Raw genomic sequence first — 14,166 nt, 5'->3', positions numbered from 1 at the left:
GATGTTTGAGAATTTATCAGATAAAATTATGGCTTCCTTAAAGAAGGTTCGTGGTCAAAGTAAGATCACGGAATCTAATATCGAGGACGTCATCAAGGAAATTCGCTTAAGCTTTCTTGAGGCCGACGTAAATTTTAAAGTCGTTAAAAACTTCATCGACCGAGTTAAAGCCAAAGCACTTGGTGCGGATGTTCTACAGAATGTAAATCCTGGTCAACAGTTTGTTAAGATCGTTCACGATGAACTGGTGCAGACTTTGGGCGGCGGAGCTGTTGATATCAACGTTCGTGAAAACCCAAGTGTGATTTTCATGGTGGGTTTGCAAGGGGCCGGTAAAACCACGTCCTCAGCAAAACTGGCTCTTTATATTCGTCAGAAGCTGGGTAAAAAACCAGGTTTGATTCCTGCCGATATCTATCGTCCTGCGGCGATTGATCAGCTTCAGACTTTGGGTAAGCAAAATGACATCCCGACATTCCCAACACCGATTGGAATGAAGCCGGAAGAAATTCTGGAAAAATCCAAACAATGGGCCCGCGACAATATGGTCGACGTGGTGATCGTCGATACTGCGGGTCGCTTGCAGGTGGATGATGAGTTGATGGGCGAGTTGGGTCGCTTAAAAGAAATCTGGGCACCACAAGAGATCTTGTTGGTGGCTGACGCCATGTTGGGACAACAGTCCGTGAACGTGGCTGAGGGCTTCCACAAGCGCTTAAACCTGACGGGCCTGGTGCTGACCAAGGTGGACGGGGATGCGCGCGGTGGTGCGGCTCTGTCTATTCGTGAAGTCACGGGGATCCCAATTAAATTCCTGGGGGTCGGTGAGAAGGTTAACGCCCTTGAAGTATTCCATCCGGACCGTCTTGCGGGCCGTATCCTGGATATGGGTGACGTTCTTTCTTTGGTGGAAAAAGCCGCTGAAGTGATTGATGAGAAAGCCGCTCGTGATTCTGCCAAGAAGATCATGAAGAATGAATTCACCCTGGATGATTTCCTGGGTCAGATTCAGCAGCTTAAAAAGATGGGTGGCTTTGAGAGCATCTTGAAATTTTTACCGGGTATGGGCGAGATTTCAAAACAGCTTAAGAACATGACTCCGCCGGATAACGAGATTAAGAAAATCGAGGCGATCATTCGTTCGATGACTATCCAAGAACGTAATAATCATAAGATTCTTAATGCATCGCGTCGCACGCGCATCGCAAATGGAAGCGGTACCCAGGTTTCCGACGTAAACAAGCTGATAAAGCAGTTTGAGGACGCTAAAAAGATGATGAGCGGGATGATGAAAATGGGAATGGGCCGTGGTGGAATGAAGTTCCCATTTTAAGGCTTGATATTTTAATTTAAACACAGTACACACTTGAGCTTACTGTTTCGAACAAGAGGTTTAGAAAAATGGCAGTTGTAATTCGTTTGGCTCGTATGGGCGCTAAGCATGATCCTAAATACCGCATCACTGTTGCGGATTCTCGTCGTTATGTGACTGGTAAATTCCTTGAAATCCTTGGTGTTTACAATCCAACTCCACGCGGTAACGATAAAAAGGTCGAGCTTGATCTAGCAAAAGTAGAAGCTTGGATCAAAAAAGGTGCTCAACCTACTGACCGTGTAAAACACGTTATTAAGTTGGCCCAAGGAAAATAAATAGTTGGCATCTGAGTGATATGCGATAAAATATCACTTAGATAACTGCTCTTGGGGGTAATATGGATAGCTTGAAAGACCTCGTTGAATTCATGGCGAAGTCCCTTGTTGATAAGCCTGATAATGTTGAAGTGGATGAAATTCCAGGTCAGCAAACGACTCTACTTGCTCTAAAAGTAGACAAAGAAGATCTTGGTAAGGTTATCGGTAAACAAGGTAAAACTGCGGCAGCAATGAGAACAATCATTCGCGCAGCTGGTACTAAACTGAATAAACGCTATCACTTGGATATCGTTGAATAGTATTCAGAAAAATTAAATTTTCGATTCTTAGGGAAGGGGTTGTGTTACACAACCCCTTTCTGTTTCTTGAGGTACTTATGAAATTGGTTGGTAAAGTCAGAGAAGCGCACGGCTTAAAGGGCGACCTTTATGTGCTTATTTTCTCAGGAGAGATCTCCTGGGCAAAACGTATGAAGAAATTCACTCTGCAAGGTAAAGATGGTTCCACTTCAGAATTCACAGTAGAGCGCACTAAGCCCTTCAAAAAAGGTCTTATTGTTAAAGCTGCAGAGATCGCGGATCGCACGGCTGCTGAAGGCGTTGAGCACATGGAGTTTTTGATTGATGAGGACTTGCTGGTTTCAAAACCGGGCGAGACAATCTATTTGAACGAGATCAAAAACTTCAAATTGAAAGACACTGAACAAAAAACACTGGGCGAAATCGTGGGCTTTTCAAGCAACGGCGTTCAGGATCTTTTGGTTGTTGAAGCGAATGGCAAGAAAGTTGAAATTCCCTTCGTGGATGCTTTCATCAAGAAAATCGACTTCAAACACCAAGCCGTGGTGATGGATTTACCAGAGGGCTTGTTCGATCTAGAGAACAACTAATGCTCAAAATTGATGTGATCACTCTATTTCCTGAGATGATTCAGAATGCCGTGTCTTACGGCGTTCTGGGGCAGGCTCTGAAGAGTGATCGCCTTGAGGTTCAAGCTCACACACCTCGTGAGTTTGCGACCGATCGCCACAAGACTGTGGATGATCGTCCTTTCGGTGGCGGCGATGGCATGATCATGCTGGCCGAGACTCTGGAAAAAACAATCCACAAAGTGAAACATAAGAATTCAAAGGTCGTTTATCTTTCTCCGCAAGGGGATGTACTGACTGATGAAAAAGCCAGGGCGTTGGCGAATGAAGAACATCTGGTTCTGATTTGCGGCCGATATGGCGGGATTGATCAGCGTATTATCAACTCTCATGTCGATGAAGAAATCTCCATTGGGGATTACGTCTTATCCGGCGGTGAGCTGGGGGCCTTGGTGGTTGTCGATGCATTGTCGCGTTTCATCCCAGGCGTGCTGGGGCATAACGAAAGCGCGGATAAGGACAGCTTCTCTTCGGGATTGTTGGAGCACCCGAATTTCACCCGCCCGCGCGAGTTCAATGGTGCAGTAGTGCCGGAGATTTTGCTGGGTGGAAATCACAAATTGATCGGGGAGTGGAAAGACAAGGTTTCAGCCTTGGTCACTCTCGCGAAAAGACCGGATCTTTTTCAGGCGCATCTTGAAAAAGAAAATGAAAAGTACTGTGGTCTGAAAAAGAAAAAGACCGAAGCTCCCCTGAAGGAGCTTAAAAAATTTTGGATGAATATGTCCGAGCAGGAGCGCCAGACCCTGGGGCTTCACGAGCTCGGTGAGGAAGATTTCAATGGCTGAAAATTCAATCTATGTTCCACGTCTGGCGATTGGCCTGGTTCACTATCCCGTGCGGGATCGTCAGAATAAAACAGTGGCCACCAACATCACAAATTTCGATATCCATGATATTGCGAGAGCGGCTCAGACTTTTGGGGTGGAAAAATATTACATTATCCATCCGATGAAAGAGCAGTTGATGTTTGTGGATCGCGTATTGGATCACTGGCGCACGGGGCAGGGTTCAGCATACAACCCGATGAGAAAAACCGCCCTGGGCTCGGTTAAAGCCATTGAGAGTGTTGAAAAGGCCCTGGAGGACTGGAATACTCCCGAGACATTGTTAATTTCGACTTCAGCGCGGGACGAGGGCTTGAAAAAGTACTCGTTTAGCGAGCTGCGTCATGAAATGCACGTAGAAAAAAAGCCCGTATTCATGTTATTTGGTACAGGCAACGGCATGACAACAGAGCTTCTAAGATCCTGCTCCGGAGTATTAGAAAGCATTCGGGGAGCACCCCCGCAAGATTACCGCCATCTTTCTGTAAGATCGGCAGTAAGTATCTGTCTTGACCGCGTAATGGGTCCATGGTAGACCCTTGTTTTACTTTTTGTGAAAATTTGATTGGCATAAGGGACTAAGCAATGGCTAAAGCTGTAAAAAAGACTGTAAAAAAGACTGTAAAAGCAAAATCTGAAGTTAAAGAAACTAACCTTGTTCGCCGTGTAAGCGTTAAGGCTGCTAACAAAAGCATCCAAGCTTTCGACTCTGGTGACACTGTTAACGTATACGTAAAAGTAAAAGAGGGCGAAAAAGAACGCGTTCAGCTTTACAAAGGTATCGTAACTAAAATCCAAGGTTCTGGCGCTGCGAAGTCTTTCACAGTTCGTAAAATCTCTGCAGGTGTTGGCGTAGAAAGAACTTTCCCGTTCAACTCTCCAGCATTGGACAAAGTTGAATTGGTAAACATCGGTAAAGTTCGTCGTTCTAAACTTTACTTCCTTCGCAAACTTTCTGGTAAAGCTGCGAAAATCGAATCTGAGTTGGTAACTGCATCTTCTGCAGCTGCTGAGTAGTCTTAGATTCCCGAAATTTCTGTAAATGAAATTTTCCAAAGACCTGGTTCTGACGAGCCAGGTCTTTTTCTTTTTTCCAGTGACCACTGGAATCTCCTCTGTCTAAAATCACCGGACTCGACATCAAGTTAAGGCAATTACAATAACGGCGGTTACGGCGGGCATGGCAAAAACAAAAAAGAAAAAACCAACAGGCAAAATCACGAAGTACGCAGCGGCGGAGAAATCATCCCGTGCGGGCAAGTCGTTGACTGTGGTTAAGGCCAAGAAGTCTGCAAAACCGAAAAAAGAATTGGATTTGCCTAAAGTGGAGTGGCAGGAATTTATGCCGACTCCGATCATTGGTGTGGATGAAGTGGGGCGTGGATGCCTTGCGGGGCCGGTGTATGCGGCTGCCGTGATTTTTGAATCAGCAGATTTGCAAGATCTGGTCACTGACTCAAAACTTCTGTCCGAAGAGCGTCGTGAGGAACTTGCGACATTGATTAAACAAAAACATAAAGTTGGTATTGGCTCTGCAAGCGTTGAGGAGATCGACGAGTTAAATATCCTGCAGGCCTCTCTTCTTGCTATGAAGCGCGCAATTGAAGCCCTGGGTGTCAGTGGTGGACATGTTCTGGTGGATGGGAATCAAAAGATTCCAAATCTTAAAGGATATCAACAGACCACTGTGATCAAGGGGGATTTGCGTGTGGCGCCGATTTCGGCGGCATCCATTGTGGCCAAGGTGACTCGCGATAACTTGATGAAAAAGTTAGGAGCGAAATACCCACTCTATGGCTTCGAAGGTCACAAAGGTTACTCAACCCCAGTTCACAAGCAATCCATCATCGAGCACGGTCCATGCGAAGAGCATCGCAAGTCCTTCGCTGGCGTCAAAGAGTACGTCTGATAAGAAAATCTATTGGGCGCACAAACGAGGCGTCCAATCGGAAGAGTTCGTTTCCAAGTATTATATCAATCGAAATTATCAGCTATTAAAACAGCGAGTGAAAACTCCCTATGCGGAGATTGATTTGCTGTTTCGTTCTCCCAGCCGGGAAAAACTTTTGATGGTGGAAGTAAAGACGGCAAACCAAGCGACGTTTTATAATGCGCGAATATCACCGCGGCAAAAATTTCGACTTATGGGGGCGGCAGTTTTTCTTGCGGCCCGATTCAACTGTCAGGTTGAGGTGCACTGGGCCTTTGTGACTCGGTTTGGGGAAATCACAATCATAGACGATGTAACATAACTGTTGGGTGCGAAACTAGAATCCGAATTGATCCAGAGCTTCTGGTGGAATTGGTGGTTTCGCCACTCCGTCGAAGTTGAATTCAAAGTTCAGGCGCAAGTTGGTGTCACCACCGGTCACCTGATCTTGAATGAAAGTGATCATCCAGCAGTCGCCAGGGGGTTTGAATTGCGCGATATAGGCCCAGGATTTTGGATTTCGAACTCCGGAGTTCTGAGTGTTGGCATCGTAAACGAATCGGCCCATCAGGTTCACATAGCGGGAAATAAACCCTGCAGAGAGTGTCCAATCCTCAGTGCGCCCGGATTCATCAACAGGCTTCCCAGGAGCGATCTTATATTGTTGAGTCAGTGCAACTTGTGCAAACTGGCCTCGGTCATTGAGTACACGCACACGCGAAGAGGCGTTGGTGACTCCGTGATAAGGGTAATAATTGAAGATCGAGTAAGTTTGGAAGCGTGGCAAACGAACATCTAGAATGGCACTCAGATCCGACCAAGGTTCCGCTTGGGATTTATTGTTCTGAGTTCCGTCGTAAGACTGCGCAAGTTTTAGATAACCAATTTGCTGATATTCGGGACGATCACCCACCCAGGCTTTGCGGATAAGTTTATTTGTCAAAGCAAGAGTCACCAGATTGCGATCGTAAACCCGGTCCGTGTAGTCAAACTGTAAACCATAGTCAGAGCCCAAATCCAGATCTGAAATAGAATCCGTGGATGTGTAAGGGGCATCATTCGTCTGACCTTGACCATAAAACGGATGGGAAGACTGATCGATCCAGGGAATATTGGTGTAGGAAATCTCTGGGATGATTTCGTGCTTTAGCCGAGTTGCCTTGGCATCGATGCGATCACCATAGATGCGGCTGAAATCCATCCGTCCCGTAAGCTCCGTGCGGGCGTAGCGACGTACGAAATACTTTTCATCACCAACTTCGAAGTTGTAGTGAGTTTCGCGGTAGCTGATTCGGGGGAGTACATCTACGCCGTCGGTGACTCTAATCGGATAAGAAAGAGTAGGAAGGAAATCCAGACGTTGCCCGGTACGGATCAAATCTGTTGAAGGGTCGTAGCCGTCATAGATCTTGTAGCAGCCCGGTTTGTCGGACCAATTCGGATCCTGACCGCAGGATGTTTTGATGATACGGACTTTATTTCCGTTGGTAGGATCTGTGTAGTATTCCATGTCATCAAAAGCCTGACCAGCTCTGGCAAAGTTCACGTAATCCAGATTCAAAGTATAGACGAAGTTTGTGTCGCCGATATTTTTTTCCACTTGAGACCAGCGGATCTCAGGCGCACGGTGAACAGCGTCCTCATTGTTGGAAAGAGGATTCGATTGCAAAAGATTATAGTAATAAGATGTATCCACCATGAAGAGCGTGTCTTTGGTGTTTTTAGTCAATGACATACGGCTTTCCATGGCCGAGTCACCGTAGTTCATGGTCTCCAGAGGGAAGTCCTTCGGATATTGCAGGTCGCTTGCCAGGTTGACTGTCGAGCGATGAATGTAACCGCCGGGCATGTCATAGTAGTGATCGTATTTTACATACCAACGTTCCAGCGGTTCGTTGGTGTCGCTCGCGGGTCTAAAGCGATTCAAAAGTTCATCCGTACCAAAGGAGCGATCGTACAAAGATGCTGAAGAGAACGTGCCCTCGCTGTTTTCATTCAGGGCGTAGCGATATTCCAGCATCCCTTTGAGACCACGCTTTTCGTAGTTTTTCACAGTGATCGTTGCATCTGTACTGCGCGAAATAGCCCAGAAGTAAGGAATGTAGGCCGTGAAGCCCCCCTTGTCGGACAATTCGAATCCCGGAGTCAATACGCCTGATTGGCGATCGCTCTTCAGTGGCACGACAAGATAGGGAAACCAAAACACCGGAACATCAGAAATTCTTAGAATGGCATTTTTGATGTAAGCATAACCACCCATCTCGGCACGAACGGTGGAGCCTGAAAAACTCCAGGAAGCGGGGCAGTTGGTACAGGTCGTGTAATCGGCATTGTTGACGATGAATTCTTCGGGGCCGGTTTTTTCCAGGACACTTCCCGAGAAAGCGACAGGACCTGAGGAGACATAACCATCATAAATTATCCCGGTGCTGTTTTCGTAATCCAGTTTGACGTGGGAGCCGGCAATGGTGTTTTTCATGTCGCTGATTTCGACATTGCCATAAAGCTCGGCTCGGTGTGTGCGCAGGTGAACGGTGGCTTTATCTGCCTTGATGTGCTGTCCCTGATAGACGATTTGCACATTGCCTTCCAGTTCAACGGTCTCTTTTTCATTATCACGGAACATGCTGTCAGCATTGAGCAATATGCCCTGAATTTTTGCTGCAGGTGTTTCTACGGACTGGGCCGCAGAATACGTCGCGAAGGACAGGATTAATGATAAAAACAAGATGACCGAGCTAAGTTGCACCCAACTATGGTAGGGAGTCTTTGGCCCTTTGTCGAGCCTGAAATTTGGACTCAAAACGGCATGAAAATGAACCGTTAAGTAGCTGGTAATTATCTGGGGATAATGAAGTGCGAAAGGGATTTTCATGGATTTGAAGCTCGTGTTGGACGGGGATATTACTATCATTTCTTTAAGTGGACGTATTGAGATTGAAAAAGCTCAGTCCTTTAAAAAGGCTTGTCTGACGACTTTGGCGGATAAGAAGGTCGTTTTCTGCATGAAGAACCTGAATTTTGTGGGTTCATCGGGTATTCAATCATTCTTTGGTTTGTTGAATGAGATGAATGCTGAGAAACAGCTGAATGTGAAAATTGCTGGACTGACTCCAGATTTCCAGCGCCTTTTCGCATTTTCTCAATGCCCGGCGCTGGAAGTTCATGAAAGTATTGAAGGCGCTTTGCAGTCCTTCTAACCGCCTTCGCTGAAGCTTCGGCGGGTCAAGGTCGTTACTTTCTGATTTCGTTTAATTTCTGACTGAGCTCAAGGTTTAGGCGCTCCAATGCGGCCGCTGCAACCTTGAGTTTTTCATTTTCTTCGTTCTTGGCATTCCACATATAACGAAGGCTTTCCAACTGCTCAAAATACTGGCGATTCTCTCGCTCCAGCTTTTGAATCACTTCTTGATCTTGTACTACGCGGATTTGCAAATCAGCATGTTCAACACCCAGTTTTTGATTCTGACGCGTAAGCTCGGTCATGCGTTCTTGCTGGCGATTCAGTTCTTGTTCCAAGCGGTGGCGAACGTCTTCTTTACTGCGACGAACGACGACCAGCTCGTTTTCCAAGGTATCCTGACGCTCTAGAGCTGAATGCAATTTTGCAGTCTTAGCTTCAAGATCTTCTTGAGCTTGATGTAATACTTTAAGTTCTTTCGACATGCTTGCGATCTGGTCTTCGTAGTGTTGAACCATTTCTTGAGCTTTTTTGTCGGAAGTTTCCACTTGGTAGCGGGCATTTTTAGTCACTTCAATGACCTGGTGTCTTAGATCACGAAGCAAAGCTTCTTTGTGATTAAGATCCACTTCAAGTTCAGAAACACGTACATCCTGAGCTGCAGAGTATTCTTTCAGTTGAGAGATGTAGGGTTTGACCTGATTTTTGATGCGATCATGATATTTTTCATGTCGGACCAAATCAGAGGCCATACCTCTCACTTTTTCCTGAAGGGCGCGAAGTTTCTCGGCCTGAATTTCTCTTTCACGTTCGATTTGATCAACCTTGTGTTTCCACATGTTGTCTTTTTCGCGCCATACAAGAATCTGATCTGTTACAGAGGACTGTGACAGGCGAGCCTTGTTGGTTTCTTCGCTGAGTTTTTGATTTTCATTTTCCAACAAAGAAAGCCGGCGAATGGCGACCTTGAGTCTCGCCATCAAATCTTCGTTTTGGGAAATTAGATTTTCCACCGTCGAAGATTTCAGGATTTCTTTGGGTAAATGACTGACGTCGGCTCGTTTTGGGAGCTCGTCAGGGAGTGGAATTGAGGCAGCCACGGGCTGTTGCTCGAATTCGAAGTCCAGATGTCCTAATTTAGCGCTTTGGAATTGTTCGGTGTCCATAGCCCTCCTCCATGAAGTCTAGGTCGCCCTTAATCTAGTTTCTCAGTATGAGGCGAGTCCGTCAAACCAAAGGCTTAAGACTGGACTTTGGTAGTAGCAAATGAGCTTCAATCTTTGCTGGGAAAGTCCGAAAAGAAAGATATGGCAGTTCCTGCAATTAAAGATAATGCCGCTGTGGCAAATGAAAATAAAAACAACGACGCCGGTCTATTTGATATGGGTACGGTGGATCGTACGGATTTGGGTAATCCCGAGTCTTTTCGTTTTAAAATTCTGACATGGGTTTTGTCCGAGCGCTATGATCGGGCGATTGAGGAGTTGAAAGACTTCTTGGAAGCGCCATCTGATTATCCTGATTTCAAAGGCAAAGTAACTCGCTATATCCATCACGGCATTGACCTTATATATGCAATTAAGGCCAAGCGGGGTTTCCCTGGGATTAATTCATTAACTCGCGCCAAGCAACAAGAGTTGCGTGAGAAATTTAAAGAGCACTTTAAAGAGCTGCAGTATATTCTTAAAACTATTGAAAAAATTCAGACTGATTTGCGTATCGCTGATGCCCGATCCACGATTTATGTGGTTCGCGCCTTGTGTGCGGCTTCGTTAGGGATTGTTATTCTGGCTTTTTGGTTGGATATTGTAAACGGTTTGGCGTCGACAAGTATCATTGTCTTTGATGATGCCTTTGGCAGACTTGCGAACTGGCTGGTTGGACTGGTCGGGTTGTAAAAAAAAAGCCACCTCAAGGGTGGCTTTTTTTATTCTATTTCTTAATGGCTCTGTAAACTTCTTCAAGTACCGGTTTAGATTGTCCGCCGGTTAGTAGTTTTCCATTTACAAAAACAGTGGGAGTTCCTTGGATCTGAGCGGTCTCGCCCTCTTTTGCCATTCCACTGATCAGCTCCAGTGTTGCAGTATCGCTAGAGCACTTTTTAAGCTCATCAGCAGAAATGCCAGTTGCCGTTGCAACTTGATCCAATAGTTTATCTAAAATCGGAGCACCCATGAATTCAGCTTGTTTTTCGAAGATGAAATCGTGAGCAGTCCAGCCTTTTTGGGCGATTTTTTCTGCGCAGAATACAGAGGCTGCAAGTCCGCAGCGGACTCCGTCACCGCCACCTTGAACGGCTTTGTTGCAGGTGCCATCGATAGGGAATGGTTTGAAAACCAACTTCACATCTGTGTGACCCTTAACAAAAGAGTGAATTGGTGGAGCTGCATGTTTGCAATGCGGGCAGAAGAAATCGGCAAATTCAACAATGGTCATAACCGCTGGTTCAGTGCCCATTTGTAAAGTCAGGCCTTTGGAGTTGTCGAACTGTTGCTCCGGAGCCATTGTCCAATAGCCTACGCGCTCTTTGGAGATTTTCTCCATATCGCCGAAACCTTTGGTTTCTGTGTACATTAGATTTGCGATGAAAGCGATGACCGGGATTGCGACCAAGCTGCCCAGGAACCATTTGTCAGTGACAAACGCGTCCTTAATATCTTCAGTCAGGTTGCTGATGGTTGGGTTTGTTGCCCCTTTCCATGCTCCAACGAATGAAATCAAAGATAGGATGTATGTTCCAATACAGAATAGGCAGTATGCCGTCATTGATGTAATGGAGATTGCTCCCATAACCACGGAACCCAAAAGTACCAGGATGGACATAAGGAAGGCGTAGCGCGAAGTCATATCGCGATCTAGTGTGAGATTCCAACGAGTTATGCACAAAAGGAAAAGTAAAATCAAATTGGCGGCAACGCCCCACATAGCCATAGGGATGCCAAGAAAAGAGGCAAACTTACTGGCTGTCACAGTGTCGCAATTAAAGGTGCTGCTCACGTTACAAACGGATGCGCCCTCCAGGGTTCCAAACTTCACAGCGTAAAAGTGTTGAGTCAGGTAGGTGTGAAAGCCGATGGCAATCAGGGTTGCGATCACGGCCACAAGAAGGAACATGTTTTTGCTTGATGAGTTTTTCATGCCTTATTGAATCTTAGAATCATGTTTGAAATCAACGAATTTTATGCAAAAATTAAAGCCGCTATCAAGGAAGACAGCTTTGAACGACATACAAAAGTGGATTCGCATTCGCAAAGACCTCTATCTGCAGATGGAGAAACAGGTTCGTCATCGTCTGGGGGAGGACACCCCCGAGCTGATGCGCTATCATAAAACGTATCAAAATGAGTTCTCGCGAAAGTGGCAAGCTGCTGAGCATGCCGAACTTTGGGATCAGATTGCTGATTCTCAAGTGGTTCTCATGGGGGATTTTCACGCACTTCATCAGTCTCAGAAGGCGCAGTTGCGGGTGCTGCGTAATATTCCCAAAAATCGACCCCTTGTTTTGGCGGTTGAGTTTTTTGATGCTGCCGATCAATTAAAAATTGATAAGTTTATGTCGGGGAAAATGTCCGAAAAGGATTTTCTGAAGTCCATTCAGTGGGAAGCCAAATGGGGCTTTCCCTGGGAGCACTATCGTCCGATTCTGCGTTATGCACAAAAGAATAAGATTCCAGTGTTTGGGTTGAATAAAGCGTTCGCCAAACGAAATGCCACGACCCTGAAGTCCCGGGATGTTTTTGCGGGTAAAAAAATCTCTGAACTGACGAAAAGTCATCCCGAAAGCCTGATTTTTGTGGTGTACGGGGATTTGCATTTAGCCAGCGCGCACATTCCCACCGAAATTCAAAAAAATCTGGGAAAACCGTTTGCTAAAAAAGTACTGAGTCTGTTTCAAAATTCCGACAAACTTTATTTTCAGCTGCTTAAAAAGGGTGAAGAGGGCAGTACGGATCTGATTCGTATCAATCGAAACACTTTTTGTTTGATGAGCGTTCCGCCGTGGGTGAAGTGGCAGAACTATCTGATGTATCTGGAGCAGGCTTACGATGAAGGTTTGCACTTTACCAGTGATGAAGAAGACGATGATGATTGGGATGAGGACGAGGATTCTGACTTTGCGCCTGTGGATTTTACGGACCATGTGGGTCGTTATGTGAAAATCATGGCAGACGAGCTGGGTTTGAAGGTGTCTTTGTCAGGGCTTTCGGTTTACACCGCTCATGATGATTCTTTCTGGTCTCAAGTGCGCGAGCACTATGACGCAAAAAAACAGCTGTGGATTCAGCGCCTGATTGAGGATGAAAATTCTTTTTACCTTCCTGAGATCAGTGCGGCCTACCTGGCACGGGGAACAGTGAATCATGCGGCAACTTTGGCGATGCACTACGTGCATGCGCAAGTGAGCGAAGCAAAAACACTGTTCAGCGAGGTTCCTCAGGATTTCCTGCGCTTGATTTGGATGGAAGCCGTTGCGTATTTCGGCTCAAAGATGATCAATCCAAAAAGAAAAACAGACACGATCGCCGACATCAAGGCAAGTCTTGTGCACAAGGAGTCTTCGGAGATCGGTAAAGAGGCTCTGCAGCTGGCTCTTGCGCAAAAAATGCATGAACTCATGGTCATCACGGGGGTTCCCGGTCATCGCCTGCAAGCCCGGCCTCGGCGAAAATTAAGCTATATGGTGGCGGCAACTTTGTTGGGTGGCATGATGGGGGAGCGTTTGTTTAACGGATACCAAAAGAAGCTTTTAAAAGTATCCGCTTTGGCTTCGTTTCTGCAAAAACCCATGGATAATAAGAATTTTGAAGCAGCTTATTATGGCATCTTAGAGGTGGTGGAATCACTGCCAGCCCCCTTTCAAAGCAAAAAGGAAAAGCTATGAAGAAAACCTGGTTTAGAAGTGTGAATTTAAGACCCCAAGGGCCTTACAGTCTGGAAGAAATGCGTGCATTCATTCATCGTGGCGAAGTCGGTTTTCAGGATTTGATTTTGGATGAAAGCAAAGGGGATGTCTGGAAAGCAGCGGCCGATTGGGGTGTCTTTGAGTTGACGCTGTTTCCGGCGGGTCAATCTTTTATACCAGGGATGCCCATCAATGAAGAAGTGCCGGAGTGGGTGGTGCTTGTCGGGCAAAATGGCGGTGTGCCATTGCAGGAAGGACCTTACTCCGTGGCAGATATTAAAGCGGGTTTGAAGGCTGGGCGAATTTCGCCGTACCAACTTATCTGGAAGAGCGGTTTAAGCGGCTGGTGTCAGGTTAAAGACCGTCCTGAGTACTACAGCTCCATCAGTTCAGATCAGCTTAGTTCAGAGAGTCTTTAAGATCCTTGCCTGGTTTGAATCTTGGTACGTGGGCGCTGGGAATTTTGACTGCCTGGCCGGTTTTTGGATTGCGGCCCTGACGGGGCTTGCGAGTGGCTTTGGAGAATGTTCCAAAGCCAACAAGTTTGACCTCGTCACCTTTTTTTAAGGCCTCCTGAATAACACGAAGAGTGGCGTCAAGAATATTTTCAGATTGAGCTTTCGTGGATTTTGTACGTTCAGCCACGATGTCGATGAGTTGAGCTTTATTCATTGCCATCTTCCCTTTCAGCGCAGGGGACAGACACTAAGTTTGAGAATGAATTTGGTCAAGATATTTTACGGA

At 46.1% G+C, this 14,166-nt stretch carries 17 protein-coding genes; 13 read left to right on the top strand and 4 right to left on the bottom strand.

The window, feature by feature from the left end; all coding sequences use genetic code 11:
* Position 1: 1 nt before the first annotated feature.
* From ffh to AAAA73_RS07075, 9 genes are all read left to right on the top strand, one after another.
* A complete protein-coding gene (ffh, locus tag AAAA73_RS07115) occupies positions 2-1,333 on the top strand; it encodes a signal recognition particle protein (protein WP_340597500.1) in 1,332 nt (443 codons plus the stop codon).
* A gap of 68 nt (positions 1,334-1,401) precedes the next feature.
* Complete coding sequence (rpsP, locus tag AAAA73_RS07110) at positions 1,402-1,650, top strand: 30S ribosomal protein S16 (protein ID WP_142700159.1); 249 nt, start codon at positions 1,402-1,404, stop codon at positions 1,648-1,650.
* 62 nt (positions 1,651-1,712) lie between these two features.
* Positions 1,713-1,952: a KH domain-containing protein gene (locus tag AAAA73_RS07105; protein WP_061835721.1), complete on the top strand. Its 240-nt coding sequence runs from the start codon at positions 1,713-1,715 to the stop codon at positions 1,950-1,952.
* A gap of 77 nt (positions 1,953-2,029) precedes the next feature.
* The gene (gene rimM / locus AAAA73_RS07100) at positions 2,030-2,542 is read left to right on the top strand and encodes a ribosome maturation factor RimM (RefSeq protein ID WP_340597499.1); all 513 of its coding nucleotides are present in this window, start codon (positions 2,030-2,032) and stop codon (positions 2,540-2,542) included.
* Positions 2,542-3,369, top strand: coding sequence for a tRNA (guanosine(37)-N1)-methyltransferase TrmD (trmD, locus tag AAAA73_RS07095; RefSeq protein ID WP_340597498.1), 828 nt, complete (start codon positions 2,542-2,544; stop codon positions 3,367-3,369). The genes rimM and trmD overlap by 1 nt, the downstream gene beginning before the upstream one ends.
* The gene (locus AAAA73_RS07090) at positions 3,362-3,943 is read left to right on the top strand and encodes an RNA methyltransferase (protein ID WP_340597497.1); all 582 of its coding nucleotides are present in this window, start codon (positions 3,362-3,364) and stop codon (positions 3,941-3,943) included. Before trmD ends, AAAA73_RS07090 begins: the two co-directional genes overlap by 8 nt.
* Before the next feature lie 50 nt (positions 3,944-3,993).
* A complete protein-coding gene (rplS, locus tag AAAA73_RS07085) occupies positions 3,994-4,425 on the top strand; it encodes a 50S ribosomal protein L19 (protein ID WP_340597496.1) in 432 nt (143 codons plus the stop codon).
* Between the two features lie 163 nt (positions 4,426-4,588).
* The gene (locus tag AAAA73_RS07080; protein WP_340597495.1) at positions 4,589-5,317 is read left to right on the top strand and encodes a ribonuclease HII; all 729 of its coding nucleotides are present in this window, start codon (positions 4,589-4,591) and stop codon (positions 5,315-5,317) included.
* Positions 5,202-5,660: a YraN family protein gene (locus tag AAAA73_RS07075; RefSeq protein ID WP_340597494.1), complete on the top strand. Its 459-nt coding sequence runs from the start codon at positions 5,202-5,204 to the stop codon at positions 5,658-5,660. Before AAAA73_RS07080 ends, AAAA73_RS07075 begins: the two co-directional genes overlap by 116 nt.
* Positions 5,661-5,675: 15 nt before the next feature.
* Here AAAA73_RS07075 and AAAA73_RS07070 read toward each other — a convergent pair whose 3' ends face one another.
* The gene (locus AAAA73_RS07070) at positions 5,676-8,066 is read right to left on the bottom strand and encodes an LPS-assembly protein LptD (protein WP_340597493.1); all 2,391 of its coding nucleotides are present in this window, start codon (positions 8,064-8,066) and stop codon (positions 5,676-5,678) included.
* A 145-nt stretch (positions 8,067-8,211) separates the two neighbouring features.
* Between AAAA73_RS07070 and AAAA73_RS07065 the strand changes: the two genes are divergently transcribed.
* Positions 8,212-8,538 carry an STAS domain-containing protein gene (locus tag AAAA73_RS07065; RefSeq protein ID WP_340597492.1) on the top strand — a complete coding sequence of 109 codons (327 nt, stop codon included), beginning with the start codon at positions 8,212-8,214 and terminating at the stop codon, positions 8,536-8,538.
* Between the two features lie 34 nt (positions 8,539-8,572).
* On the opposite strand, the gene AAAA73_RS07060 is transcribed toward AAAA73_RS07065, so the two are convergent.
* Positions 8,573-9,685 (bottom strand): hypothetical protein, encoded by a 1,113-nt coding sequence (locus tag AAAA73_RS07060; RefSeq protein WP_340597491.1) that lies wholly within the window; start codon positions 9,683-9,685, stop codon positions 8,573-8,575.
* Between the two features lie 87 nt (positions 9,686-9,772).
* Between AAAA73_RS07060 and AAAA73_RS07055 the strand changes: the two genes are divergently transcribed.
* Positions 9,773-10,417: a hypothetical protein gene (locus AAAA73_RS07055; RefSeq protein ID WP_340597490.1), complete on the top strand. Its 645-nt coding sequence runs from the start codon at positions 9,773-9,775 to the stop codon at positions 10,415-10,417.
* A 34-nt stretch (positions 10,418-10,451) separates the two neighbouring features.
* Here the strand turns inward: AAAA73_RS07055 and AAAA73_RS07050 are convergent, their stop codons facing one another.
* The gene (locus AAAA73_RS07050) at positions 10,452-11,657 is read right to left on the bottom strand and encodes a vitamin K epoxide reductase/DsbA family protein (protein WP_340597489.1); all 1,206 of its coding nucleotides are present in this window, start codon (positions 11,655-11,657) and stop codon (positions 10,452-10,454) included.
* Between the two features lie 79 nt (positions 11,658-11,736).
* On the opposite strand from AAAA73_RS07050, the gene AAAA73_RS07045 reads away from it, so the two are divergent.
* Positions 11,737-13,401, top strand: a complete 1,665-nt coding sequence (locus tag AAAA73_RS07045) for a ChaN family lipoprotein (RefSeq protein ID WP_340597488.1) — start codon at positions 11,737-11,739, stop codon at positions 13,399-13,401.
* Complete coding sequence (locus tag AAAA73_RS07040; protein WP_340597487.1) at positions 13,398-13,841, top strand: GYF domain-containing protein; 444 nt, start codon at positions 13,398-13,400, stop codon at positions 13,839-13,841. The genes AAAA73_RS07045 and AAAA73_RS07040 overlap by 4 nt, the downstream gene beginning before the upstream one ends.
* Here AAAA73_RS07040 and AAAA73_RS07035 read toward each other — a convergent pair.
* On the bottom strand, positions 13,822-14,094 hold the full coding sequence (locus tag AAAA73_RS07035) for an HU family DNA-binding protein (protein WP_340597486.1): 273 nt from the start codon (positions 14,092-14,094) through the stop codon (positions 13,822-13,824). The genes AAAA73_RS07040 and AAAA73_RS07035 overlap by 20 nt on opposite strands.
* Positions 14,095-14,166 lie beyond the last annotated feature (72 nt).

Origin of the sequence: Bdellovibrio sp. GT3 (assembly GCF_037996765.1) — a bacterium.
GTDB lineage: Bacteria > Bdellovibrionota > Bdellovibrionia > Bdellovibrionales > Bdellovibrionaceae > Bdellovibrio.
Note: the sequence above shows the minus strand (reverse complement) of the source record. Positions and strands in the feature narration are given on the sequence as shown.